This window comes from Rhizobium johnstonii 3841, from assembly GCF_000009265.1.
Lineage (GTDB): Bacteria > Pseudomonadota > Alphaproteobacteria > Rhizobiales > Rhizobiaceae > Rhizobium > Rhizobium acaciae.
Window position 1 is genome coordinate 210312 of the sequence record NC_008378.1, and the last position, 26196, is coordinate 236507.

General features: G+C 60.6%; 26 protein-coding genes. 12 read left to right on the plus strand and 14 right to left on the minus strand.

Annotated features, from left to right (window positions below; translation table 11 throughout):
* Positions 1–4: 4 nt before the first annotated feature.
* Entirely contained in the window at positions 5–1549 is a 1545-nt protein-coding gene (locus RL_RS33930; RefSeq protein ID WP_011648985.1) for a sugar ABC transporter ATP-binding protein, read from the minus strand.
* Positions 1546–2202: a DUF2291 domain-containing protein gene (locus RL_RS33935; RefSeq protein WP_003550825.1), complete on the minus strand. Its 657-nt coding sequence runs from the start codon at positions 2200–2202 to the stop codon at positions 1546–1548. The genes RL_RS33930 and RL_RS33935 overlap by 4 nt, the downstream gene beginning before the upstream one ends.
* Before the next feature lie 758 nt (positions 2203–2960).
* Between RL_RS33935 and RL_RS33945 the strand changes: the two genes are divergently transcribed.
* The 8 genes from RL_RS33945 (at position 2961) to ligD (ending at position 11458) form a co-directional block, all read left to right on the plus strand.
* A complete protein-coding gene (locus RL_RS33945; RefSeq protein ID WP_028742486.1) occupies positions 2961–4535 on the plus strand; it encodes an FGGY-family carbohydrate kinase in 1575 nt (524 codons plus the stop codon).
* Between the two features lie 32 nt (positions 4536–4567).
* Complete coding sequence (locus RL_RS33950; RefSeq protein ID WP_011648987.1) at positions 4568–6079, plus strand: glycerol-3-phosphate dehydrogenase; 1512 nt, start codon at positions 4568–4570, stop codon at positions 6077–6079.
* 11 nt (positions 6080–6090) lie between these two features.
* Positions 6091–7023, plus strand: coding sequence for a sugar phosphate isomerase/epimerase family protein (locus tag RL_RS33955; protein ID WP_011648988.1), 933 nt, complete (start codon positions 6091–6093; stop codon positions 7021–7023).
* Positions 7024–7093: 70 nt separating this feature from the next.
* Positions 7094–8029 (plus strand): sugar-binding transcriptional regulator, encoded by a 936-nt coding sequence (locus tag RL_RS33960; RefSeq protein ID WP_011648989.1) that lies wholly within the window; start codon positions 7094–7096, stop codon positions 8027–8029.
* Positions 8030–8129: 100 nt separating this feature from the next.
* A complete protein-coding gene (locus RL_RS33965) occupies positions 8130–8906 on the plus strand; it encodes a DeoR/GlpR family DNA-binding transcription regulator (RefSeq protein WP_003550814.1) in 777 nt (258 codons plus the stop codon).
* Entirely contained in the window at positions 8903–9673 is a 771-nt protein-coding gene (locus RL_RS33970) for a triose-phosphate isomerase (RefSeq protein ID WP_011648990.1), read from the plus strand. Before RL_RS33965 ends, RL_RS33970 begins: the two co-directional genes overlap by 4 nt.
* Before the next feature lie 11 nt (positions 9674–9684).
* Complete coding sequence (locus tag RL_RS33975; protein WP_011648991.1) at positions 9685–10140, plus strand: RpiB/LacA/LacB family sugar-phosphate isomerase; 456 nt, start codon at positions 9685–9687, stop codon at positions 10138–10140.
* 271 nt (positions 10141–10411) lie between these two features.
* Positions 10412–11458, plus strand: coding sequence for a non-homologous end-joining DNA ligase (gene ligD / locus RL_RS33985; RefSeq protein ID WP_011648992.1), 1047 nt, complete (start codon positions 10412–10414; stop codon positions 11456–11458).
* A 26-nt stretch (positions 11459–11484) separates the two neighbouring features.
* On the opposite strand, the gene RL_RS33990 is transcribed toward ligD, so the two are convergent.
* The 6 genes from RL_RS33990 to RL_RS34015 are packed head-to-tail and all read right to left on the minus strand — an operon-like array spanning position 11485 to position 16517.
* A complete protein-coding gene (locus tag RL_RS33990; RefSeq protein WP_011648993.1) occupies positions 11485–11781 on the minus strand; it encodes a YciI family protein in 297 nt (98 codons plus the stop codon).
* Positions 11778–12626, minus strand: a complete 849-nt coding sequence (locus tag RL_RS33995; RefSeq protein WP_011648994.1) for an intradiol ring-cleavage dioxygenase — start codon at positions 12624–12626, stop codon at positions 11778–11780. The genes RL_RS33990 and RL_RS33995 overlap by 4 nt, the downstream gene beginning before the upstream one ends.
* Before the next feature lie 20 nt (positions 12627–12646).
* Positions 12647–13705, minus strand: a complete 1059-nt coding sequence (locus tag RL_RS34000; RefSeq protein ID WP_011648995.1) for a maleylacetate reductase — start codon at positions 13703–13705, stop codon at positions 12647–12649.
* Between the two features lies 1 nt (position 13706).
* Complete coding sequence (gene tsdA, locus RL_RS34005; protein ID WP_011648996.1) at positions 13707–14687, minus strand: gamma-resorcylate decarboxylase; 981 nt, start codon at positions 14685–14687, stop codon at positions 13707–13709.
* A gap of 47 nt (positions 14688–14734) precedes the next feature.
* Positions 14735–15967: a flavin-dependent monooxygenase gene (locus tag RL_RS34010; RefSeq protein WP_011648997.1), complete on the minus strand. Its 1233-nt coding sequence runs from the start codon at positions 15965–15967 to the stop codon at positions 14735–14737.
* A gap of 10 nt (positions 15968–15977) precedes the next feature.
* The gene (locus RL_RS34015; RefSeq protein ID WP_003550798.1) at positions 15978–16517 is read right to left on the minus strand and encodes a flavin reductase family protein; all 540 of its coding nucleotides are present in this window, start codon (positions 16515–16517) and stop codon (positions 15978–15980) included.
* Between the two features lie 200 nt (positions 16518–16717).
* Between RL_RS34015 and RL_RS34020 the strand changes: the two genes are divergently transcribed.
* From RL_RS34020 to RL_RS34035, 4 genes are all read left to right on the plus strand, one after another.
* Positions 16718–17170, plus strand: a complete 453-nt coding sequence (locus tag RL_RS34020; RefSeq protein ID WP_011648998.1) for a MarR family winged helix-turn-helix transcriptional regulator — start codon at positions 16718–16720, stop codon at positions 17168–17170.
* Between the two features lie 183 nt (positions 17171–17353).
* Positions 17354–18655 (plus strand): MFS transporter, encoded by a 1302-nt coding sequence (locus RL_RS34025; protein WP_173364469.1) that lies wholly within the window; start codon positions 17354–17356, stop codon positions 18653–18655.
* 269 nt (positions 18656–18924) lie between these two features.
* The gene (locus tag RL_RS34030) at positions 18925–19158 is read left to right on the plus strand and encodes a BrnA antitoxin family protein (RefSeq protein WP_011649000.1); all 234 of its coding nucleotides are present in this window, start codon (positions 18925–18927) and stop codon (positions 19156–19158) included.
* Positions 19159–19198: 40 nt separating this feature from the next.
* Positions 19199–19594: a hypothetical protein gene (locus RL_RS34035; RefSeq protein ID WP_041937043.1), complete on the plus strand. Its 396-nt coding sequence runs from the start codon at positions 19199–19201 to the stop codon at positions 19592–19594.
* A 103-nt stretch (positions 19595–19697) separates the two neighbouring features.
* On the opposite strand, the gene RL_RS34040 is transcribed toward RL_RS34035, so the two are convergent.
* The 6 genes from RL_RS34040 to RL_RS34065 all read right to left on the minus strand — a co-directional run bounded on the left by RL_RS34040 (position 19698) and on the right by RL_RS34065 (position 26077).
* Positions 19698–20597, minus strand: coding sequence for a carbohydrate ABC transporter permease (locus tag RL_RS34040; protein WP_003550790.1), 900 nt, complete (start codon positions 20595–20597; stop codon positions 19698–19700).
* 39 nt (positions 20598–20636) lie between these two features.
* On the minus strand, positions 20637–21569 hold the full coding sequence (locus RL_RS34045; RefSeq protein ID WP_003550789.1) for a carbohydrate ABC transporter permease: 933 nt from the start codon (positions 21567–21569) through the stop codon (positions 20637–20639).
* 84 nt (positions 21570–21653) lie between these two features.
* Entirely contained in the window at positions 21654–22958 is a 1305-nt protein-coding gene (locus RL_RS34050; protein WP_003550788.1) for an ABC transporter substrate-binding protein, read from the minus strand.
* A 148-nt stretch (positions 22959–23106) separates the two neighbouring features.
* Positions 23107–24174, minus strand: coding sequence for an ABC transporter ATP-binding protein (locus RL_RS34055; protein ID WP_011649004.1), 1068 nt, complete (start codon positions 24172–24174; stop codon positions 23107–23109).
* Between the two features lie 166 nt (positions 24175–24340).
* Positions 24341–25327 (minus strand): D-erythronate dehydrogenase, encoded by a 987-nt coding sequence (gene denD / locus RL_RS34060; RefSeq protein ID WP_011649005.1) that lies wholly within the window; start codon positions 25325–25327, stop codon positions 24341–24343.
* 21 nt (positions 25328–25348) lie between these two features.
* Positions 25349–26077: a FadR/GntR family transcriptional regulator gene (locus RL_RS34065; protein ID WP_041936987.1), complete on the minus strand. Its 729-nt coding sequence runs from the start codon at positions 26075–26077 to the stop codon at positions 25349–25351.
* Between the last annotated feature and the right edge of the window lie 119 nt (positions 26078–26196).

Below are 26196 nucleotides of genomic sequence, written 5' to 3' on the forward strand. Positions count from 1 at the left end.
CAGGCTAGTGCGCGACCACGGCTTCGCCGGAGGCGGCCATGATCTTTTCCTTGGTGACATCCGAGCCGAACTCGGCCGATATCCTGCCGCGATGCATGACGATGATGCGGTGCGCGATGCTCAGGCATTCATTGACTTCGGACGTCGAATAGATGACCGCCAATCCCTGCTTGGCGCGCTCCGCGAGCAACTTGAATACTTCCGCCTTGGCGCCGATGTCGATGCCGCGGCTTGGCTCATCGAGCAGGATGACTTTCGGCTGGGTTGCCAGCATCTTGCCGATGACGACCTTCTGCTGGTTGCCGCCGGAGAGCGAGCCGATCGAAGCCGCGCCGCCATCGGTTTTCACATGCACCCGCCGGATCGCGTCATTGACGAGATCGCGCTCCCGATGGCCGGAGGTGAAAAACCCTTTGGTGAAGGCGCGGATACTCGCAAGCGACAGATTGGAGCCGACCGTCATCGTCTGGACGAGACCGTCGCGCTGGCGATCTTCGGGCACGAGCACGAGACCGCTGGCAATGCGCCCGGCGATGCTGAGCCCACTGACGTCCTGTCCTTCGAGCAGAACCTGTCCGCCGCTTGCGCGCAGACGTCCGGCAACGCACTCGAGCAGTTCCGTGCGCCCGGCGCCCATCAGCCCGTAGATGCAGACGATCTCGCCGGCACGCACCTTGAGAGACAGACGATCGACTGCATTATAGGCGGCGCCGGAGGGACCGGGGACACTGAGATTTTCGATGGAAAGCGACACGTTTCCGAACGGGTGACCTTCCGGCGGGCTGCCGAGGTCGAAATTCTCGCCGACCATGTTGCGGACGATCCACTCGAGATCGATATCCTTGCGTTCGGCATAGGCCGTCATGTTTCCGTCGCGCAGAACGACGGCATGATTGGTGATCTGCAACGCCTCTTCCAGATGATGCGAGATGTAGACGATCGACACGCCTCGGCTCGTCAGATCGTGGATGACCTTGAAGAGCACTTCCACCTCGGTCGCGCTCAGCGCCGAGGTCGGCTCGTCCATGATCAGGATGCGCGAATTGACCGAGAGGGCCCGGGCAATTTCGACGATCTGCTGCTGGCCGAGGCGAAGATCCTCGACGCGCGTCAGCGGATCGATGTCTTCCTCGAGTTCCTCCATCAGCGCGCGGGTCTGACGCGCCTCTTCAGCGAAGTCGACGACACCGCCCTTGATGATCTCCCGGCCCATGAAAATATTGTCGCGCACACTGAGATTGGGGGCCAGGCTGAGCTCCTGGTGAATGATGGAGATCCCGCACTCGCGCGCATGTGTGGACGAACTAAAGCTGATCGGCGAGCCGTCGAGAATGATCTCGCCGGAGCTTGGCTGCACCACACCCGAAAGGATCTTCATCAAGGTCGACTTGCCCGCGCCGTTTTCCCCGAACAGCGTTGTGACCTGGCCGCGATGGATGTCGAAGTTCACTCCCTTCAGGGCATGAACGTTGCCGTAGGATTTTGCGATATTGCGGGCAGCGAGGACGACCTCGCCTTTCGCCCCGTTGCTGCGTTGCGGCCGGTTCATTTGAGCTCGACCTTCACCGGCGTGACGAGCCAGTTCTTCGGGTTGATGAGCTTGAAAACGCCGACCACGGTCGCCTGCTTTCCGTCCAGCGCATCAGCATCCAGGCCCGCGAAAACCGCCTTCTTCATCTCGTTATTGATGGCCGAGCCGGCATCCTGATACTGGATCTGGTTGGTAAACTGGCCGAATTCGATGGTGCCGGTTGCATCGCGGAGGTCCGTGCCGTTGACCGCAGGGCCGGTCTGGACACGGACCACCGTCTCGGGAGGCAACCCATCGATCTTCATTTCGTTGGTGTTCGACTTGCGGGCGCCGAAAACGCCGGTCAGCGTGACGGGAATGACCGGTCCGGTGCTCGTCGCAGTGCCGTATTTCTCGGCCGCCGCCTTCTTGTCGGCGGCAATGGCGGCCGCGAGATCGGCGGCTGCAATCGCCCGTTCCTCGACATTTGCCTTGATCTTCGGGAACTGCTCGGCGCCGAAGGTTTCCGGAGAGAATGCCTGCTGCCGGACATCGTTTTCGGAACCAATCCTGACGACCGTCGTATCGAACGCGATCGCTGCTACGACGATGACCGCCAACGCCGCGCTGACAAGGAGCCCGCGATTGCCGCTGCTCGGCTTTGATGCTGGATAATCGGGCGATGTACTCATGTCCGGACAGCCTTGGCTTGGAATGGCGAGATGGAGAGGGTTAGCGCGACGATGATCGCAGGCGGGCTGAAGCATTGCGTCGCACCGGAACAGAAGCCGGCGGGCCACCCGCAAGAGCGCAACTCTGGACGAAAATTCGCATTGGAAGCCTCCTCAACAAGACCGGCGGTCGTCTCCTCCAACCGCCTGGGCCTGCAAATTCTCCATCAGGAAGCGCGCTTCCGTGATAGAAGTATGTTACTTATGCCGTAAATGATGTTATAAATTTTGCGAGCTGTCAACGGCACTTTCAAGATATGTCGATTAAAATGCAGGGTCTCACATCTTGTTTATCACGCTGCGCTGCAGCGAAAAAGGGCAGCAAATGCTAACAGCTTCACGCATGTCATTCGATCGCATTATGGCGGTATATATATGTTTTAAAATCGATATTTTGCACGTTAAGCATTGCGGACGCTACCGTTTTCGATGCCGCACGGAAATCGCTGGGCGGCACAGATGTAACTTCCGTACCCGTCTATTTTAGATGAAAAAAATTACATCGCTAGAAAAATCTTACTAGCATTATGGTATCTTTATGTTATCTTTTTAAGCGAACTTAGGGAGGTTTCGGCTGCTCGCGCGATCTGGGATTAAAAACCGAAGTTGGCAGCCGGATGCATCATCCCAGAGAGTTTAGGGATCGGGAGGACTTCAGATGGATTTGATGCGCGTATTGCCCGCCGCGACGCTTGCTAGGATGGCGAGATAGGCCTGCAATGACATCGACCCAGAAGATCATCATTGGCATAGATGCCGGCACCTCGGTCATCAAGGCTGTCGCCTTCGATCTGTCCGGGCGCCAGATTGCTACGGCCTCCGTTCGAAACCGATATGCCACAGGAGACGATGGTTCGGCAACGCAGTCGCTGGATCAGACCTGGCTCGATTGCGCCAGCGCGTTGCGTGGTCTCGGCGAAAAAGTCCCTGATCTTGCGTCACGCACCGCAGCCATCGCCGTCACCGGACAGGGCGACGGCACCTGGCTCGTCGGCCGAGCCAATAGGCCGGTTGCCGATGCCTGGCTGTGGCTCGACGCGCGCGCCGCGCCGACGGTGACGTCGCTCGCGGGCGGAACGCAGAATCGTGCCCGCTTCGAGACGACGGGCACCGGCCTCAACACTTGCCAGCAGGGTGCGCAACTCGCCCATATGGACCGCTTCACGCCGGACCTTCTCGATCGGGCGGAGACGGCGCTGCACTGCAAGGACTGGCTCTATCTCAACCTCACAGGCGTGCGGGCAACCGATCCATCGGAGGCGAGTTTCACCTTTGGCAATTTCAGAACACGCCAGTATGATGCCGTGGTGATCGACGCGCTCGGCCTTGAGCACAGACGCGGGCTCCTGCCCGAAATCATCGACGGCAGCGAGATCAGCCACCCGCTGACATCGGAGGCGGCTAAGGCCTGCGGTCTTCTTGCCGGAACGCCGGTCTGCCTCGGCTATGTCGACATGGTGATGACGGCGCTTGGTGCAGGCGTGCGCAGCGGCGCTCGCAACGCCGCCTGCTCGACGATCGGCTCGACCGGGGTGCACTTGCGCGCCAAGGCCGTTGCCGACGTTCAGCTCAATCGCGAGGGCACCGGCTATGTGATCGCCCTGCCCATTCCCGGCATCGTCACCCAGGTCCAGACCAATATGGGCGCCACGATCAACATCGACTGGATCCTTAATGTCGCCGCCTATCTGATGGCCGAGGCAGGCAAGCCTGCTTCGCACGCAGACCTCATTGCACGCATCGACGGCTGGTTTGCAGAAAGCCGACCGGGGTCGGTGCTTTACCATCCCTACATTTCCGAAGCGGGCGAACGTGGGCCTTTCGTCAACGCCAATGCGCGCGCGGGCTTCACCGGGCTTTCGATGCGTCACGGTTTCCCCGACCTGCTGCGCAGCGTGATCGAAGGGTTGGGGCTTGCGACCCGCGACTGCTACGCGGCGATGGGCGCGATGCCAGAGGAGCTGCGGGTCACCGGCGGCGCAACACGCTCCGTCGCCCTTCGCCGTTCACTTTCGGCCGCCGTCAACGCACCGATCCGCCAGTCGCGCCGCGAGGAGACGGGGGCGGCCGGCGTGGCGATGATGGCTGCGGTGGCTGTCGGCATCTATTCGAGCATGGACGATTGCATTGCCGACTGGGTGACGCCGCTGCTCGGAGATCCGGAAACACCGGATGCCAGCGAGGCCCACCGGTTCGACCGGCTTTTTTCTGCTTATACCGATGTACGCCAGGCAATGACGCCCGCCTGGGACAAGCTTGCCGTAGCCGCAACGACGTCGCCGCTGGGCGCGTAATTCTGATGCAGCAGGCATCGAAGGAGCATGACATGACCGAACCCGAACTCCTGGATCTCTTCGTCATCGGCGGAGGCATCAACGGCGCGGGGATAGCACGCGATGCTGCCGGCCGCGGCCTGAAGGTCGTGCTGTGCGAAAAGGACGATCTGGCACAGGGAACCTCGTCGCGTTCGGGCAAGCTGGTGCATGGCGGTCTGCGTTACCTCGAATATTACGAATTCCGCCTGGTGCGTGAGGCGCTGATCGAGCGTGAAGTGCTGCTCAATGCCGCGCCGCATATCATCTGGCCGATGCGCTTCGTCCTGCCGCACAGCCCTGAGGATCGCCCCGCATGGCTCGTGCGTCTCGGCCTCTTCCTCTACGATCACCTCGGCGGTCGCAAGAAGCTCCCCGGGACACGAACGCTCAATCTGCTCCGCGACCCGGAAGGCACGCCGATCCTCGATCAATACACACGCGGCTTTGAATATTCCGATTGCTGGGTCGACGACGCCCGCCTCGTGACCTTGAATGCGGTGAGCGCAGCGGAAAACGGCGCTCTGGTGCTGACCCGCTCGCCGGCCGTGTCGGCCCGTCGCGAGAATGGCGGTTGGACCGTGGTCACCAAAAGCAACGCCACGGGGGAGACGCGAACTTTCCGTGCCAAATGTCTGGTGAACTGCGCCGGCCCCTGGGTGATGGACATCATCAATCGCGTCGCCGGTTCGAACTCCGGCCGCAACGTCCGCCTCGTCAAGGGCAGCCACATCATCGTGCCGAAGTTCTGGGCGGGCGCCAATGCCTATCTGGTGCAGAACCACGACAAGCGCGTCATTTTCATCAATCCCTATGAGGGCGACAAGGCGTTGATCGGGACGACCGATATCGCTTACGAAGGCCGGGCCGAGGATGTTGCCGCCGACGAGACGGAAATCGAGTATCTGCTGAAGGCGGTCAATCGCTACTTCAAGGAAAAGCTGCGTCGCCACGACGTACTGCACAGCTTCTCCGGCGTGCGCCCGCTGTTTGACGACGGCAAGGGCAACCCGTCCGCCGTTACCCGCGACTATGTCTTCGATCTCGACGAGACAGGCGGCGCTCCGCTGCTCAACGTCTTCGGCGGCAAGATCACCACATTCCGCGAGCTCGCTGAACGCGGCATGCAGCGCCTGAAGCACATCTTCCCGAACATGGGAGGCGACTGGACGGAGAAGGCGCCGCTGCCCGGCGGCGAAATTCCGAATGCCGATTACGAGAGCTTTGCCAACAGCCTGCGCGATATCTATCCCTGGATGCCGCGCAAGCTCGTGCATCACTACGGCCGTCTCTATGGCGCCCGCGCCAGGAATGTGGTTGCCGGTGCGACTGGCATAGAAGGGCTTGGGCGGCATTTCGGCGGACAGCTCTACGAAGCTGAGGCCCGCTATCTCGTCGCCACGGAATGGGCCGAAACGGCCGACGACATCCTCTATCGCCGCACCAAGCACTACCTCCATCTGAACGAAGCGGAGCGCGCGGCCTTTGGCGAGTGGTTTGCTTCAACCCGCCTTGCCGCCGCCTGAAGGATGCCGCCATGCCGCTGACCCTTTCGCTCAATACCAATCCGCTGGTGAACCGCTTCGCCGACCCAGACGATCTGATCGATACGGTTGCGCGCGACCTGCGGATCCGCGACCTTCAGCTGACCCACGAATTCATCAATCCGAGCTGGCAGGCGCCCGTGATCAGCCGCCTGACGCGCACGATGAGCGCCGCGCTGAAGCGCACCGGCGTGCGTGTCACCTCGGGCATGACCGGTCCCTATGGGCGCCTCAACCATTTCGGACATCCGGATGCCGATGTGCGCCGCTACTACGTCGACTGGTTCAAGACCTTTGCCGACATCACCGCTGATCTCGGCGGCCATTCGGTCGGCACGCAATTTGCGATCTTCACCTACAAGGACTTCGACGATCCGGTCAGACGCGAGGAACTGATCAAGATCGCCATCGATTGTTGGGCCGATGTCGCCGAGCATGCGCGGGCCGCAGGCCTCTCCTACATGTTCTGGGAACCGATGAGCATCGGCCGCGAGTTCGGCGAGACGATCGGCGCCTGCCTGTCGCTGCAACAGCGGCTGACATCAGCCGGAATGGCCATCCCGATGTGGATGATGGCGGATATCGATCATGGCGACATCACCTCCGCCGATCCCGATGACTACGACCCCTATGCCTGGGCGCGTGCCGTCCCGCCGATATCGCCGATCATCCACATCAAGCAGAGCCTGATGGACAAGGGCGGGCACCGGCCCTTTACCGCCGAATTCAACGCCAAGGGCCGCATCCAGCCGGCACCTCTGCTCCAGGCGCTGGCCGAAGGTGGGGCGAAGGACAATGAAATCTGCCTGGAACTCTCCTTCAAGGAACGCGAGCCGAACGATCGCCAGGTCATCCCGCAGATCGCCGAAAGCGTCGCCTTCTGGGCGCCGCATATCGACACCGGTGTCGCTGACTTGAACATCTGAGGCGGAGATCTTTAAAAGGCAGCACTGCGATACGGCGGAATCGCCGCATGACCTTCGAAAAGGAGCCGTGATGACGGACGCCGATGATACGCTTGCCGTGCGCGCTGCCTGGCTTCACTATGCCGGTGGCCTGACGCAGTCCGACGTTGCTCGCCGCCTCGGCGTGCCGTCGGTAAAGGCCCATCGCCTGATCGCGAGAGCGGTCGCCGATGGCGTCGTCAAAGTTACCATCGACGGGGATATCGTCGAATGCGTCGAGCTGGAGATGCGGCTTTCGGAACGGTTCGGGCTTCAATATTGCGAGGTCGCACCCGATCTCGGCGAGGAAGGCTTGCCGCTGCGCGCACTCGGCCATGCCGGCGCCGGCTATCTCAAGCGCGAGATCGAGCGCGGCGACAATAGGGTCATCGGCCTTGGTCATGGCCGCACGCTTTCTGCCGCCGTCCAATATATGCCAAGGGTGAGCGCGAAGAACCTGCGCTTCGTCTCGTTGCTTGGCGGCCTGACACGAAACTACGGCGCCAATCCCTATGACGTGATGCATCGCATCGCCGAAAAGACCGGCGCCCATGCCTATGTCATGCCGGTTCCCTTTTTCGCCAATACCGGCGAGGACCGCGAAGTGCTGAAGGCGCAGCGTGCCGTCAAGGAGGTCTTCGACCTTGCCAACAATGCCGATCTGAAGCTCGTCGGCCTGGGAACTGTCGATGCCGAGGCGCAGCTTGTTTTATCCGGTATGGTCGAACCCGGTGAAATCGACGACATTGCCAATGCCGGCGGCGTCGGCGAAATCCTCGGACATTTTTTCGACGCCGACGGCCATATCCTCGACACCGCGCTGACGGCGCGCACGCTTTCTGCGTCTTTTCCCAAGACCAAGAAAGAGCGGCTTGTGGCGCTGGCGGGCGGACAGTCGAAAGTGGCTGCCATCCGGGCAATTCTGAATAGCCGCCGCCTTTTCGGGCTGATCACCGACGAACGAACCGCGCAGGCGCTGCTGAAGTAGCTATGGAAACACAACAATATTTGATCGCAAAATAACATAATAAATGTTGATTATCACGCATATTCCGTTATCTTAACATTAAACGAGGGTGGAGACCGGGATGAGGCGGGAAGAGCGGCAGCAGTTGATCGTCAACCTGCTCGTCGAAAACAAGACCGTCGATCTCGACGACCTTGCCGATCGCTTCACCGTGTCAAAGATGACGATCCATCGCGATCTCGACGATCTCGAGCAGGCAGGCGTCCTGCGCAAGGTTCGCGGCGGCGCGACCATTGACGCCGGAACGCAGTTCGAAAGCGACTTTCGCATTCGCGAACGCCAGGGCAACGAAGCCAAGCTGGCCATGGCTGAGACCGCGCTGGAACTGGTCGAGCCGGGGATGACGGTGATGGTAAACGATGGCTCGATGGCGGCCGTGCTCGGAGAAATGCTGCTGCAGAAGCGGCCGCTGACCTTGATCACCAACAATGCGGCGATCATGGAGCGGCTGAAAGGCGAAACCGGCATCACGCTGATCGCGCTCGGCGGCATCTATTCGGCCAAATTCAACGCCTATCTCGGCGTCGTCACCGAGGAGGCCCTGTCGCGGCTGAGGGCCGACATCGCCTTCATTTCGACGCCCGCCGTCAGCGGCGGGCTCGCCTATCACATGGACGATAACGTCGTGCGCGCCAAACGGGCGATGATCGCGTCGTCGACCAGGACCTGCCTTCTGGTCAACCATCAGCGCATCGGCCACACTGCCCTGCATGTCATGGCGGATCTGGCTGATTTCGACACCGTTATCACCGACAGCGCACCGGATGCTGCTGTTCTGGAGGAATTCGAGCAGGCGGGCATTACGCTCACCATTGCATCAACGCAGGATCCGACATGACCGAAAAGCCGCGCTTCTGGATTGGCACCAGCTGGAAGATGAACAAGACGCTTACTGAAGCCGAGCAATTCGCGCGCGGTCTCGAAGCCGCCGATGGCGCGCGTGACCCGCGCATCCATCGCTTCGTGATTCCACCCTTCACGGCCGTGCGCGAGGTCAAGGCGATGCTTGCCAAGACCTCGGTGAAGGTCGGCGCGCAGAACATGCATTGGGCCGACCAGGGCGCCTGGACCGGCGAAGTCTCGCCGGTGATGCTGAAGGACTGCAATCTCGATCTCGTCGAGCTCGGCCATTCCGAACGGCGCGAACATTTTGGAGAGACCGACGAGACAGTGGGTCTGAAGACCGAAGCAGCCGTTCGCCACGGCCTCATTCCGCTGATCTGCATTGGCGAGACGCTTTCCGACCGCGAAAGCGGAAAGGCCGCCGACATCCTCGCGACCCAGGTGCGCGGCGCGCTATCGAAACTTTCGGGCGCCCAGAAAAGCGCCGAAATCCTGCTCGCCTACGAGCCCGTCTGGGCGATTGGCGAGAAGGGCATCCCGGCGACTGCGGATTATGCCGATGCCCGCCAGTCTGAAATCATCGCCGTTGCCGAAGCTGTGCTGGGCCGGAAGATCCCCTGCCTCTATGGCGGGTCGGTCAACCCGCAGAACTGCGAAGAACTGATCTCAAGCCCGCATATCGACGGGCTCTTCATCGGCCGTTCGGCCTGGAATGTCGAAGGCTACCTCGACATCCTGGCCAGATGCGCCGCCAAACTTTAAGGAGAAAGACAATGAAGCTTGCCATTGCAGGAGACAGCGCCGGCGAAGGCCTCGCCAAGGTTCTGGCCGACCATCTGAAAGAGCGCTTCGACGTTTACGAAGTCTCGCGCACCAGCGCCGGTGCCGATCCTTTCTACGCCAACCTCTCGGACCGCGTTGCATCAGGCGTCATCGACGGCACCTACGACAAGGCGATCCTCGTTTGCGGCACCGGCATCGGCGTCTGCATCTCGGCCAACAAGGTTCCCGGCATCCGCGCCGCCCTGACGCACGACACCTATTCGGCCGAGCGCGCCGCGCTTTCCAACAATGCGCAGATCATCACCATGGGAGCCCGCGTCATCGGAACGGAGCTGGCAAAGTCGATCGCTGATGCGTTTCTTGCCCAGACCTTCGACGAGAACGGCCGCTCTGCCGGTAACGTCAAGGCCATGGATGATCTCGACGCGAAGTACAGCGCCCGTTGAGGAATGCTGATGGTGATGCCGGGCACGAGTGTGTTCTCCGCGTTAAGTCCTTGAATTGAGATTCGTTTCGACTCGGAACAATCCGCCGGGTGATTCAGTTGAGTCGCGTGGTTGCCATCGACGCGAAGAAGAAGCAGATGAAGCCGAGCAGGGCAAAGTCCAAGACCAGGGAAAAGCAGGGGCCGGCACCGGGCAATGTTGTCAGAATCATGAGTGCTGGGCGTAAGCCGGTCGAAGTGGAAAACGGCTCGGGGAGGCGTCGGACTTAATCATGAAGCGCCCGCGCCGCCCACTGCCCTTGCTCGACGAATCTCACTCAACGCTGCAGTCTCGTCCGATCCGCAAGCGCGATCCTGACCAGCCCAGTCTGCCCTTCGATCCTATGCCGTCGCGCGTCGAGCCCTGCCTTGCACTGCTGAAGCCGACTGTGCCCGTCGGGCCGGATTGGCTCTACGAGGTGAAGCTGGATGGCTATCGATTGGCAATCCACGTTGAGCCGAAGGGCGTGCGGGTCATCACCCGCGGCGGCCATGACTGGACCCACCGCTTCCCCACCATCGCCGCGGCAGCCAAAGAGCTTGGCGTAGCAACCGCCATTCTCGATGGCGAGGCCGTTGTACTCGATGATCACGGCCGCTCGGATTTTGGCGCCCTGCAGCGTTCGCTCGGCGGGCGGGGCGGCAAGCGAGTATCGACCGAGTCGATCCTCGTCGCCTTCGACCTTCTCTATCTCGATGGACACGATCTGACCGGCACCGAGCTTGAGGTACGCCGGCATCTGCTTGAAGACCTGATACCGGAAGGCGATGATCGAGCGATCCGACTCTCCGAGGAGATAGAGCTGCCGGCAGAAGAACTCCTCGAGCACGCCTGCCATCATCATCTGGAAGGCATCATCGCCAAGCATCGCGACCGGCCCTACGGCAGTGGCCGCACGGGCGACTGGCTGAAGATCAAATGCGTGCAGAGCGAGAGCTTCATGGTCGTCGGTTATGAGCAGTCCGCATCCGCCCGCGGCGGCATCGGCAGGCTGCTGCTGGCCGGCAGACGAGGCCTCGACTGGATCTACGTTGGCTCCGTCGGAACCGGTTTCGGTGCCAGCGATGCTGAATACCTGAAAAAGACGCTAGACCGGTTGAAGACGAGCCGGCCGGTCGTTCCGCTGAAGGGCAATCGCCTCGTCCTCGTGCAGCCGACGCTGATTGCCGAGATCGAGTTTCGCGGCTGGACGGATGACGGCAATCTCCGCCATGCCTCGTACAAGGGGCTGCGCGAGGTTCAGGACAACGCCGCTGTCTTCGAAATGACCTACATCTGATCGCTTTCAGCAGGTCAAAACGCCGATCAGAGACTCTCCAGAAGAAGCCCAAGACTGGGCCGCCATTCGAATATATCGACGCTCGCGTAAACGCCGGAGCGGACGAAGGGATCTCCTGCGCTGAACGCCTCGAACTCGGCGAGCGTTTCGACTTGCGCCATCACGATTGCGGTGGAACCTTTGCCCTCCGCCGGCGGTGCGGAAGGTCCGGACAGCAGGATGCGGATCGCCGCGCCATGCAGATAGGCCTTGTGCTCCTCGATCAATCGGGAGCGTTCGGCAGCCTTGCCGGGGTCGGATACCGCGTAGCGGGCGACGATCATTGTCTATTCTCAACCGGCGTCAGCACGAAATCGAAATCGGAGCGCCAGACCGTGGGATGATCGACACGCTCGAAAGGCGCGACCAGGCTGTTTTTGACACCAAACACCGTATCGGATTCAAGATAGGGATCGTCGCCGACAAACGTGTGGGTTACGAGCTTCTGATAACCTGAAGCCGTGATCAGGTAATGGGTATGGGCCGGACGGTAGGGATGGCGGCCGAGGGACGTCAACATCTGGCCGACCGGGCCGTCATCCGGGATCGGATAGGAAACCGGCTTTATGCCGACGAAGCTATAGGCGCCATCTGCGCCGGTGACGAAAATGCCCCGGTTGTTCCACTTCGGCTGGATATCCGGCTGCTGGACGTCGTAGAAGCCATCGGAATTATCCGACCATATATCGATCCGAGCTCCCTCGATCGGATTGCCGTCAAGATCCAGCACCCGGCCGATGAAGAGACAGCTCTCGCCCTTGCCGTCGAGCGAGATGTTTTCACCCATCTGCCGTACGGGCGCCCCTTCGACATGGAACGGTCCAAGCACCGTATTTTCCGTGGCGCCTGGCGGGCGCCTGTTGTTGATCGCATCCACCAGCATCGACAAACCCAGCGTATCGCTGAGCAGGATGAACTCCTGCCGCTCATCATGACAGAGATGGCCGCTGCGGGTCAGGAAGCCTATGGCCAGCTCCCATTCCTCCTGGGTCAGGCTGACATCCTTGGCAAAGGCATGCAGGTGCCTGACAAGCGACGCCATGACTTCGGCCAGGCGCGGATTAATGTCCTGCCCCATCCGCGAGTTGACGGCTTCCACGGATCTCTCTTCGCTGAAATATTCAGGCACGTGGCCATCCTCCTAAGGTATTAACGCGGCCGCGCGCCCTCCCAGGCGCTCTGCAACAAAGCCCGGATCGCTTCCCGTTCGATCGGGCGCGGGTTCCAGTAGGGGTTCTGGGCGGCGAGTTCCGCTGCATGATCCAGATCGGCTTCCTTCATACCCAGATCGCGCAGCGCCAGGGGGGCGCCGATCGAAGCGGCAAAATCATAAAGACCGCTGCCCAGCGAGCCGCCAAAAAGATCGGCAGCGGGCTTTAGCGCGTCCGCTGCGGCTTCAGCGTTGTAGGCGGCAGAATGGGGAAGAATGACCGCATGAGTTTCCGCATGCGGCAGGTCGAAGCTACCGCCCAGCGTATGGCAAAGCTTGTGATGCAGGGCCATTCCAACCGCTCCGAGCACCGTGCCGCACAGCCAGGAACCGTAAAGCGCTTCGCTTCGCGGCTCGATATCCCCAGGTGCATTGACGATTTGAGGCAAAGCCTGCTTCAGCGCGCGCAAGCCCTCGACCGCCATCATTGACGAAATGGGGTTGCGATCCTGCGCGTAGAGACCTTCGACCGCATGCGCCATCGCATTGAGCCCGCTGCTGACGCTGATGGCGACCGGCAATCCTAATGTCAATTCAGGATCGTAGATCACCACTTCGGGCAGGATGCCGGCCCCACGGACCGTCGTTTTCTGCCCGTTCTCTGTCTGGCCGAGGATCGGTGTAACCTCCGACCCTGCATAGGTCGTCGCCACCACGATTTGCAGCGCGTCGTTGCGATAGGCAATTGCCTTGCCGAGACCGATCGTCGATCCGCCGCCAATCGCAATGACGCAATCGGCACCGGCTGCGTTATAGGCCGCCATCGCGCGCTCGGTCACATCGACCGGCGTATGCATCGTCGCATCGTGGAATAGTCCCGCCGCAAGCGGGCCGAGGGAAGCTGCGATCCGTTCAGCCTCTGCTTTCTGGTGCGGGGTCGAAAGGATCAGGGCGCGTTTGCCGCCCTGCTCTGTCATCGCATCGGCGAGACGGCTCAACGAGCCGCTCCCGAAGATCACCTGGGCCGCGCTGACCGTGTATCTGAAAGGTGCGACCATGCTATCGATCGAGTTTGAAGAGTGAAACTGCGTTGGTGCGACCGATCTTCAGACGGTCGGCTTCGGAGATGGTGGCGCTGTCGAACCAGTTTGCAGCATGGTCGATGTTCTCGAATGGCCAGTCTGCCGAGAACAGAATTCGGTCTGCGCCGATTTCCAGCATAGCATCGATAAGCGATTGCGTGCGGAAATTCCCTGACGTCGTGATGTAGAAATTCTCGTTGAAATAATCGGCAATCGGGCGTTTGGCCGGATAGCTCTTTTCCACCTTGACCCACGCATTCCGGTTGTCGATGCGCCACATCATGTATGGCAGTCCCTCGCCCATGTGGCCAACGATGATCCGCAAAGCCGGATGTTCGTCAAACAGGCCGGATCCCATCAAGCGCAGCGCATGAACGGCGGTCTCCTGCGCGAACGCCCATGTCGGACCCATCAGCCAGGAATGGCCAGCATAGATGCGGCTGTCCTGCGGCAGCGGGTTGCGCGGATGCAGATAGAAGGGAACGTTGAGTTTTTCGACTTCGGCCCAGAACGAACGGTATTGCGGCAGGTCGTAGTAGAGCGGCGTCGTTCCGTCGCCTTCCTGCGAGAAGCCGTTGACCAGTGCGCCGACGAAACCCATCGTCGTCACGCAGCGCTGCAATTCCTGTGTTGCGGCATCCGGATCCTGCAGGGGCAATGCTGCAAATCCCAGGAAACGGTTGGGGTTCTTGACGCATTGCTCCGCCAGAAAGTCGTTGGCGCGTCGGGAAATCTCCAGGGCCTTTGCCCTATCCGGGATCGCCTGCACGGCCGGAGCGTTCAGCGACAGGATCATCTTCTCGATGCCGTGGGCATCCATCAGCCGCAAACGTTTTTCCTGGATATCCAGAAGACGTGCGGACAGTTCCTTCCAATAGTCGCCCGGCACGAATCCAGCCGAATCCTGCAGTGTCTCGGGAATGGCGAAATGTTCTTCAAGCGCGATCTTGCCTTGCACGATATGCTCTCTTTCCTGTCTTGAATCGAAATGCTGAGGATGGCGGATCAGAATTGTCCCTTGGGCGGAAGACCGAGCAGTTGCTGGCCGGCCATGGTGCCGACGGCATCCCAGTTCATGGAAATGTGGCGCCCGACGGCATTTGCATCGCGCCATGCCCGCTGGACGGGGTTGGACATCTGGAGGCCGAGACCGCCTGTCGATGCATTGAGCGCTTCGACGGCGCGAAGCGCTAGGCTGACCGCAAAGGACTGGCTGCGGCGGGCCAGAATCCGATCTTCCTCGGTGATCTCGCCGGTGCCATCCTCGCGGGCCTGGGCCAGTTGCTGCGCCCGGGCAATATCGCGCAGAATGATTTCGCGGGCGGCATCCACCGATGCCGAGGCTTCCGCCACGCGAAGCTGGATCGTCGGAAACTCCGCGATCTTGTTGTTGCCACCGGCAACTGCACCCCGTGTCACACGTGTCCCGATCTGGTCGATATAACTATCCAGTGCGCCCTTCGCCGCACCGACGGCTGCGCTGCCGAGGCAGAACGGAACCCCCATGAGGAGCGGAATGTTGAAAAGCCCGATACCCTTGTAGCCACGTCCGCCCGGTGTCCTGCCGGAGGTCGCATCCGGAAAGCTCAGAATGCGGTATTCGGGAACGAAGACATCCTTGAGGATCAGGCTTTTTGAGCCGGTGCCCGCGAGGCCGACCACGTCCCAGGTCTCGGCGATGGTATAGTCGCTGGCGGGAACCAGAAGGAACGCCGGCACAGGACGCTCACCCTCGCCGTTTGGCGGAATGATCGCCGCACAGAGCGCCCATTGGGCATTTTCGCATCCGCTCGCAAAGGCCCAATCGCCGGATAGCCGGAAACCACCCTCGGTGCGTTCAGCCATGCGAACCGGCGCATAGGAACCGCAGAGCAGCGCATCCGGATCGCTGCCCCACACCTCCTGCTGAACCCTTTCATCGAACATGGCAAGGAGCCATTGATGTGCGGAAAGGAGGCCGGCAACCCAGCCGGTGGAGGCGCAGGCCGACGACAGTTCGATATTTGCATCGACAAGCTCGGCAAAGGATCCTTCGTCGCCGCCAAAGCGGGCCGGTTTGACGATATCGAAATAGCCGGCGGAGCGCAGCAGATCGATAGAGCGGGCCGGCACGCGGCCGGATTTTTCGGTATCGCGCGCGCCGGCACGGATTTCGTCCAGCAGCGGGGCGATGCGATCTGCAAGACATGCGGTCTTGACCCGCGCCGAGGCGGGAAACAGGGCGGCTGTATTGTTCATGGAACTACCTTCAGTTCTGGGATGCAGGAAGCGCGTGCTGTGGCGCGCAATATTTCGAATTCTCGTACATCAGCGCGATGGTGTCGTCGGAATGGCGTGTATCCACCACCTGCCCGATGAAGATGGTGTGCGTTCCATAGGGAACTGCGCCCATGCGGCGGCAGACAACCGAGGCATGAGCGGTGTCCAGCACCATCATGCCGCGCTCATGGCGAACCCAATCGGCAGCGTCGAACCGACGCTCAGGCGCAATCTTGCCGCTGAAACCTTCCGATACGGCTGCCTGCCTGTCGGTCAGAATGCTGACTGCGAATTCCGGCACCTCAAGCAGCATGTCATGCAGGTAGGTGCGATTGTTCAGGCAGATGATGAGAGATGGCGGATCCATCGAAAGTGATGTGACGGCGGTGGCCGTCATTCCATGATCCGCGCCGTTGCGACAAGCAGAAATGACTGTCACCGTCGCCGGGAAACGGCGCATGGTCGATCGAAACGCATCGCTGATGGGTGCGGGGGCCGGCGCTATGCCGAGGGCAGCAGTGGCAGACATGATTTCCTCCCGTGTCTCCTTGGCATCTAGATTATTGCATTTGCAACTATTGTCAATGCAAGTTTATAAATTGGCGGGAAAATGCTTGCCTTACTCAGCCTTTCTCGACGGCTGAAAGCCAATCGTGTTGTCATTCCGGTAATTTAGGTGCATGTCGGAGAGAGCCCTCAGCAAGCGAAATCCCGCCAGCAGACAGAGACATGTACAAACTTACCGATTCCGTTCCGTATCTTCTCAATCGCGCCGGCGTGCGGATAGCCGAGGTATTCGCGCAGAGAATCGCTGAAGACAATCTCAGCGTGGCGATGTACCGGGTTCTGGCCATGCTCAAGGAGCGCCGGGAAAGCACCCTTGGAGATCTCGCCGACGTTGTCTCTGTCGAGATTTCGACGCTTTCGCGCCTCGTCGGCACACTGGCCAAGCGCAAGCTGGTTTCGAGAACACGTCCGGAAGATAATGGCCGTATCGTCATCGTAAGGCTGACCCCGCAGGGAGAGGCGCTGACGGAAAGGCTCATGCCGCTTGCCGTCGAGCTTGAGCGCACCGCGGTTCAGGACATGTCGGACGAGGAGGTCGCAGCATTGAAGAAGGCACTGCGCCGCATGCACAGCAACCTGCCGGGAATGTCCGGAAAGGGGAAAGTTGCGAACTGAAAAGTTTGCAGTTGCAAATATTTTATTCGCAAGTATTTAATAGCGTGTCATCGTTGTCTTGACATAGCCCGTTTGCGGGTGAGTCTGGCGCTGGGAGGAACCACGCCGGCAACGATCCAGGAGGATTTGTACACGGATCGACGCGGACCTGCCGCTTGGCAGGAGCGTACTTCCTGTACGCAAATGTATGGGGAGGGAAAATTGGCCATACAAGATCTCGCTATTATCAACGAACGCGTTCGCAGCCCGAATATCATCATCGCCCTTTGCGGTCTGCTGATCCTATTCGACGGCTATGACCTGATCGTTTACGGCGCAGTCGCGCCGGCGTTGCTCGGTGAAGCCAGTTGGGGCCTGACTCCGGGCATGGTCGGACGGGCTGCCTCCATCACCCTGTTCGGTATGCTGCTGGGCGCTCTCGTTGCCGGAACACTTGCTGACAGGATAGGTCGTCGCAAGGTCATCATCGGCAGTCTGCTGAGCTTTTCCGTGATGATGATCGGTAGCGGTCTTGCGCCGAACTTTCTCGCTTTCGAGGGAACACGCTTTCTCGCCGGCCTGGGCCTTGGAGCTCTTTTTCCCACGGTAACCGCTCTAATCATCGAGTTTTCTCCGCCGAAACGGAAGGCAATGGCCTATTCGATTGCTCTTCTGGGTTACCTGGCCGGCGGCATCATTTCGGGTATCCTCGGAATGCTGCTGATACAGAAATACGGATGGCGTCCACTGATGATTATCGGCGGTGCACCGATCCTGCTTCTGCCTTTCTTCATCCGTCTCATACCCGAGTCCCCCGAATGGCTGGCAACGAAGAACCGCCAGACCGAAGCCAACCAGATCGCAAACCAGTACGGGCTGCCCAATCCCGTAGCCAGGCCTGCTGCATCACGCCAGGTCGGCATCCGCTCGCTGTTTTCTGAAGGTCGCCTGCTGCCGACATTGAACGCATGGGGCATTCACTTCTGTTCGCTTCTGCTCACATTCGGCATGGTCAACTGGCTTCCGACCATCATGAACAAGATGGGCTATGACCTCGGTTCCGCCCTCCTCTTCTCCGTAACGCTCAATCTCGGAGCGGCCGTCGGCCTCCTGATCGGCGCAAGGATTGCCGACCGCGGAAACGTCAAAATAGTCGTGGCAGGCATGTTTCTTCTCGGAGCCTGCTCGATCTGGTTGCTGACGCAAGTGGATCAGGGCCTCCAGGTTTATGGTCTCGTCGCACTTGCCGGTACGGGAACGATCGGCACGCAGATCCTCGCCAACGTTCTCGTTGGAAACCTCTATCCGGTCGAAATCCGTGGAACCGGCCTTGGCTTCTCGCTCGGCATCGGCCGTATCGGCGGCATGATAGGACCGGCCATCGGCGGTGCGGTTCTGGGTGCGGGCCTGGCTCCGCAGTGGAACTTCTACATCTTCGCATCGGTCGGAGTCTTGGGATGCGTCCTCGCGCTCATGACGTTGCTGTATCGCAAAAAGGCTGATTGACGGCCAGATTGTCGGCAGGTCTGACATCCAGAACCTGCCGGCAATGCAAACTTTGCGAAGCCAATGCCTGATCATCGCCGACGGCTTTTACGCGGTCACCGAGGCGAAAGACAGGAACCGCAAGGACAGGTGGTTTCTGCCGCCGGCACGCTGGCGATCGAGCAGGTCGGCTAAATCGCCTTGGAAAACAAGCTAAATAGTCGACGAAGCAGCCGAGATCCCGTATGCCGCTCATATGTCGATCCGACAGGCAATAGAAAGTCATAACGATGGCAAACTCGCCCCGCAGACCTGTCAATCCAATAGACGCTGCCGAAGCATTGTTCAAACCCGCGAAGAAGAAGCCGGAGCAAGCTGTTGAGCGGCCGGCGCTGCCGAATACAAAGGAGCTTGTTTCGCTCAAGATCGACAGTGATGTGCTTGCCTATTTCCAGGAAGATGGCCCCGGCTGGCAGGATCGGATCAACGATATATTGCGCGCCGCGATGAAGAGCAGGGTCTGACCCTGTTGCAGCATCTTATACGCTACGGGTGGTCGCTGTGATGCGGAATGCACTGCACCGGCTTCTCCGCAGCGGCGTTGTCCATGTTCTCTTCGCCTTTTTGGCAATGGGCAGCTGGGCGATTTTCGCCAATCGCGCGCACGCCATGCCATTGCCGCTCTATGCCGGCCTTGTGCAGGGTGCGATATCCGCCTGCCTGACGCTTTTCCTGAAATCTGTGATCGACTGGCTTTCGAAGCGCTTTGTCGGATCCGCACGATTTTGGGCGCCGCCTCTCATTGCTTGTCTCGGCTCAGCCAGCATTCTCGTGGCAATCCATGCGGCGACCGGCACGCCGGAAATACTCAAGACCATCGCATTTCCGCTGCTCGTATCGACGAGCTACGCGGCGGTTTACAATTATTCGATCTCGGCAAGACGAGGTTTCGATACATGATGGGAAGGCACCTGATCCCATTTTGCGGACACTCCTCCTCCTGCGCACGGTAACAAGCAGTCGCAACTGCTGTAGAAAGCAGGGGCGTGTCCGCGCTAGACCGTCACTCCTTCACCGCCCCGGTCATCGACGAGACGTAGTAGTCCACGAAGAACGAGTAGAGGATGACCACCGGGAGCGAGCCGAACAATGCGCCCGCCATCAGTGCCCCCCATTCGAAGACGTCGCCGCGCACCAGTTCGGTCAGCACGCCGACCGGGATGGTTTTGTTTTCCGAGGACTGGATGAACGTCAGCGCATAGATGAATTCGTTCCAGGACAGCGTGAAGGCGAAGATGCCAGCCGAAATCAGCCCCGGCACGGCGAGCGGCAGGATAATCTTGGTGAGAATCTGCCATCTGTTGGCGCCGTCCACCAGCGCGCTTTCCTCCAGCTCGAAGGGGATCGAGCGGAAATAACCCATCAGCAGCCAGGTGCAGAAGGGAATGAGGAAGGTCGGGTAGGTGAAGATCAGCGCCAGCCGCGAGTCGTAGATCCCGAGCTTGAAGACGATGAAGGCAAGCGGGATGAAGAGGATCGACGGCGGCACCAGATAGGCGAGGAAGATGACGAGGCCGACCGAACGTGACCCTGTGAAGCGGACCCGCTCGATGGCATAGGCGCCGAAGACCGAGGCCACCAACGAGAGGAAGGTGGAGCAGACCGCGACCAGCATCGTGTTCCACAGCCAGCCCGGATAGGAGGTCTCAAGGAACAGGTATTTGATGTGATCGAGCGTCGCTCCCACCACCCAGAAGGGGCTGTAGTTGCTGTAGTCGGTCAGCTGATCGTTCGGCTTCACCGCGGTGATCGCCATCCAGTAGAACGGGAAGAGCAGCACGACGACGAAGACAGCCATCGGCAGGTAGAGCATTACGATCCGCCGCGGCAGGCGGTTCAGATAGCTCATGCCTTCGGCATTGTCGGTCACGACCTGATCGGCGGCGTTTGAATTTATCGACATCATCACTCTCCCTAACCCAATTTGGCTCTAACCCCGGCCTTAATCCTGGCCGCCCTGTTGCCATTTGCGCCGTTGCAGCCCGAAGAAGCTGAACATGATGGCGCCGAGCAGGAAGGGCACCATGGCGACAGCGATTGCCGCACCCTCGCCGAGCTGACCGCCTGGAATGCCGCGCTGGAACGATAGCGTCGCCATCAGATGTGTCGCATTGACGGGTCCGCCCTTGGTCAGCACGTAGATGAGCTGGAAATCCGTGAAGGTGAAGAGCACCGAGAAGGTCATCACCACGGCGATGATCGGCGTCAGCATCGGCAGCGTCACGTAGCGGAAACGCTGCCAGCTCGTGGCGCCGTCGAGCGAGGCGGCTTCCTGCAGCGACGCCGGAATCGTCTGCAGCCCCGCAAGCAGCGAGATCGCCACGAAGGGAATGCCGCGCCAGACATTGGCGACGATGACGGATATGCGCGCATTGATCGGGTCGCCGAGGAAGTTGATCGGTCCGCTGATCAGCCCGAGCTGCATCAGCGACCAGGAGATGATCGAAAATTGGGAATCGTAGATCCACCAGAAGGCCAGCGCCGAAAGCACCGTCGGCACGACCCAGGGAAGCAGCACGATGGCCCGGAAGAAGGACTTGAACGGCAGGTGCTGGTTGAGCAGCATCGCCAGCCAGAGGCCAAGCGCGAATTTCAGCACCGAGGCGACGGAGGTATAGAGAATGGTGTTGAAGACCGACAGCCAGAAGACGCTGTCGTCCATCAGGAACTGGTAGTTCTCCAGCCCGATGAAGATGCCGTCGCGGCCGATCCTCGTATCGGTGAAGCCGAGCCAGACGCCGAGCCCCAGTGGATAGGTGAGAAAGCAGACGAGGAACACCGCCGCCGGCAGCATGAACAGGAAGCCGAGCACATTGTTGTTCTGCAGCAGCGAAGAGATCGGCCCACGCCTGTCCTCCGAATTCACCATCGACATTGCCATCTCCCAGATTGCACTTGAACTCCCAGAGGACTTTGCGGCATGCCGAGGGCCGGCACACCGCTTGTTTTGAAGCGCGGCTCAGACGCGATAGTAGCGGTTTGCCCGCCGTTCAGCTTCCTTCATCGCATCTTCGGGCGACATCTGGCCGGTGACGGCGGCCGCATACATGTCGACCAGAACGTAGTCGGCCATGGTCGCTGCCGAGGCATAACCGAGTGGGCCGGCATAGCCGTTCGGGCGCAATTTTTCCGAGGCGCGCGCATAAGGCGCGTGGATCGGATCGGATGTCCAGATCGGGTTCTGGGCGAAAGCCTTGAGCGGCTGGCAGCAATAGGCGCTGGAGCCCTGGATCCAGGCATTCATCTGGTCGGCTTCCATCATGAACTTGATGTAGGCCTTCGCCGCTTCCGGATACTTCGTATGCTTGAAGAGAAGCAGGGAGCTCGTCTGGAAAAGCTCGACGCTCTGGCCAACCGGGCCGACGGGGAAATTCGTCGTGCGGATGTCCTTGGCGATCTCGGCGAGCTTCGGGTCGTTCTTGGCCGTGTAATAGACCGAGACGCCGTTGGCGATCAGCGAAACCTGGCCGGCGAGGAAGGCGCGGTTGTTGTTGACGTCCTGCCAGCTTTCCGTGCCTGGAATGAAGGTCGCATAGAGCTCCTTGGCATAGTTGATCGACGCCAGCGTTTCCGGGCTGTTGATCGTCACCTTGCCGCCTTCGTCGACCATCTTGCCGCCGTGGCTCCACAGCAGCCAATGGGCGTAGTTGTTGCCGTCGCCGACGGCCTTGCCGTGCGGGAAGCCTGCCGGCGTGCCCTTGGCTTTCATCGCCTTGCAAAGCTCCAGGAAGCCTGCCGTGTCTTTCGGGAACTCGCTGAAGCCGGCAGCCTTCACGTGAGTGTCGCGATAGACCACCGCATTGCCGATTGCCGCCAGCGGCATGGCGATGAACGTGTCGCCGCGCGCGGCATAACCCTTCACGCCGTCATACCAGCCGCCATATTTGTTGCCGAGATAGTTGGCGAGCTCGGTCAGGTCGACCAGCTTGTCGGGATACTGGTGAGCGTCGTCGAACCAGCACATGATGAGGTCGGGGCCGGAACCGACATTGGCCGCGACGGCAGCCTTTGGGCGGATATCTTCCCAGCTTTCCTTGTCGATGCGCACCTCTACGCCGGTCGCTTCGGTGAATTTCTTGGTGTTGGCAATCCAGGCCTCCTCGTCGCCCTTGACGAAGGGTGTCCAGCGCAGTAGCCGCAGGCTGGCGCCGCTTTCCGGTGTATAGGTCGGTTCGGCCTGGGCGAAGGTCGGCCGGATGCCGAGGCCGGCGGCGCCGGCAACGGCAGCCGAGGCGGCAAGAAAGTCACGTCTCTTAAACCTCATGATATTCCTCCTCTTCAAAAAAGCGGGTGCGAACTCCCCGCCATTCACCTCCCGCTTGGTGAACGACGGTCCTTGCATCCCTGAAACGGGGTGCTGCCGGCCTGCGGGCGACGGGGGCTCCTCCGCCCCGCGCAGCCACAGGACGGCGTCAGTCGGTCAATCTCCGGCCGCTCTCGGCATCGAAGAGATGAACATGCGCGGCGTCGATCGCAACGCGCAGGGTCTCGCCCGGCCGCGCGCTGACGCGTTCGCGGAAGACGCAGCTGAGATCGCTGCCGCCGAGCCTGAGGATAAGATGCGTCTCGTAGCCGGTTGGCTCGATCACCACGATTTCACCGGGCAGGCCATTGGCATCGAGCAGGATGTATTCCGGGCGAAGCCCGTAGACGAGGTCGCGCCCCAGGGCGGCGGCAGGCGGATTGGAAACCGGGAGCGCCGTGCCGTCCGGCGCCTTGAAACTTGTCGGGTTTTCGGGGTCGAGCCTGCCCTTGATCATGTTCATCGCCGGCGAGCCGATGAACCCGCCAACGAAGAGATTGGCCGGCTTGTCGTAAAGCTCGAGGGGCGTGCCGATCTGCTCGACGACGCCGTCATGCATGACGACGATCTTGTCGGCCATGGTCATGGCCTCGATCTGGTCGTGGGTGACGTAGACCGTCGTCGTTTTCAGCCGCTGGTGCAGTTCCTTGATTTCGGCGCGCATGGCGACGCGCAGCTTCGCATCGAGGTTGGATAGCGGTTCGTCGAACAGGAAGACTTCCGGATCGCGGACGATCGCCCGCCCCATGGCGACACGCTGGCGCTGGCCGCCGGAAAGCTGGCGCGGATAACGGTCGAGCAATTTGTCGAGACCGAGGATGCCGGCGGCATATTTCACCCGCTTCTCGGCTTCCGCCTTCGGTGCCTTGTTCAGCATCAGCGAGAAACCCATGTTCTCCTGTACCGTCATATGCGGATAGAGCGCATAGTTCTGGAACACCATGGCGATGTCGCGATCCTTGGGCGGCAGCGTGTTGACCACGCGCCCGCCGATCTTGATCTCGCCGCCGGAAATATTCTCAAGTCCCGCCAGCATCCGCAGAAGAGTGGATTTTCCACAACCCGACGGGCCGACCAGGATCACGAACTCCCCGTCGGCAATGTCGATATCCACGCCTTTGATGACCGGAAATGCTCCGAATGATTTCCGCACATCCGCGAATTGAACGCCTGCCATACCCACTCCTCCCAGAAATCGAGCGCTACATGCTATGTATTCGTATTTTCGTATATCTTGCCGGCGGCCTTAACTTCTCAAGGCCTTCTGCCGCTGCAATCCCGCATATGCGGGCGTGCCCTGGCGGTACTCTCCTCCTATGGGGCGGTTTTAGCCCGGTTCAATCTCATCCGGACGCACCCGGAGCGTCTTCGGCGAGATAGACCTCGATCAGCTCGTCCACCGTGGTTTCGGCGACGAAACCCAGTTGCGTCGCGCGTTCGGGCGTAAAGGACTTCGGCCATCCGGCGACGATCCCTTCAATGACCTCATCGCGGCGACGATCGATCAACTCCGCCGCCTCGGGACCGGCAGCACGGCGCAAGGCGGCAATCTGGTCGGCAACGGTGGCGGCGACGCCGGGCATGGTGAGCGTGCGCCGAACACCCAGCGCGGCCGTGTCGAGCGTAGCCGCATGGATCAGGAACTTGATGGCGGAACGCGGGCTTGCCAGCCAGTGCTTGACCGTTTCTTCGACCGGAAGAACGGCCCGCTGGCCTGCGAGCGGTTCACGCAGGATTCCGGAAAAGAAGCCCGATGCGGCGGCATTCGGCGCACCCGGCCGAATCACGATGGTCGGCAACCGAATTCCGACGCCGTCGATAAAGCCGCGCCGCGAATAGTCGGCAAGCAGAAGCTCGGAGATCGCCTTCTGGACTCCGTAGCTGGTGAGAGGTGCGAGCACATAATCATCGGGAATGGGATCGGGAAACGGCGAGCCATAGACCGCGATCGACGAGGAGAATACGAACCGGGGAACATAGGCTTGGCGGCTTCCTTCCCGGCGGATCGCTTCCAACAGCAATCGGGTGCCGTCGAGATTGACCTTGTAGCCGAGGTCGAAATTGCGCTCGGCTTCACCGGAAACGATCGCGGCGAGATGGAAGATCACGTCGGCCCGGCGAGCCGCCAGGGCCTCCGCTGCGCCGCTTTCGGAAATATCGGCAGCCAGCGCTTCCGCCGGCACGAAGACGTCGGCGGGCACCGGCGGAGGCGTTACATCCACAAGCGTCATGCGCGTGATTGTATCGCCGCCGAGTGACCCGCTGCGCCCCAGTGTGGCGGCGAGCTTCCGGCCGATCATTCCTCCCGCCCCGATAATGAGAATGTGCATCGTGTTTCGCCTCCCTGCGAACTACGAGAAGAGTAACTTGGTCGTCGTATAAATACGGGTTTCGTGGATTGCGAAGGCCGCGCATGCGGCATCCGGGTCCCGCGTCTCCAAACCAGCCAGGATCAACCGGTGATCGGCGATGCTCGTGGCGATACTCCCGGGCTGCGATACGACGCGCCTCCGGTGGCTCAGAAGATAGGAATAGAGGTCGGCGGCCATATCAGCCAGCACCGCGTTGCCGCTGGAACGGTAGATAGCGGTGTGAAATTCCCGGTCGCAGATCAAAAAACGGACGGGATCGTCGCAGGCGGCTTCCTGTGCTGCGATCGACTTGCGGAGATAGTCAAAAGTTGCAGGCTCCATCTTGAGCGCGGCGGCCCTGACGACCTGTGCTTCGATAAGAAGCCGAGCCTCATGAACATTGTCGAGACTGTAGGCCGCGATGTCGCGATACCGCGCAGCCTGGACGGCCAATTCGCCGACGTCCTCCGATGCCACCACCGTGCGCGTTCCGTGCACAACCGAGAGAATCCCATGCGTGGAAAGGATAAGGATCGCCCCACGGACGGTCTCGCGGCTGACCGAGAGTGCGGAAGCCAGCTCCCGTTCGCTGGGCAGCGGGTCGCCGGCTTTGAGGATGCCGGTGGCGATGAAGGTCGCAATCTTCTGGACGACGAAGTCTTTCATCGACTTCTTCGGCGCTCCCCCAAGCGTTGCAACGTCGTCTTCGAGCATCGCCCGAACATCCATCGCCATCCCCTCCCCCTGAGGTCTGCTGGTCCGGTAAGTGGGCCAGTAGACCTCAGGGGCAAGAGATTGTCAACGCTTGGATGTCCTCGATCGATTCCACAGTTATTTGGAGCAATTTC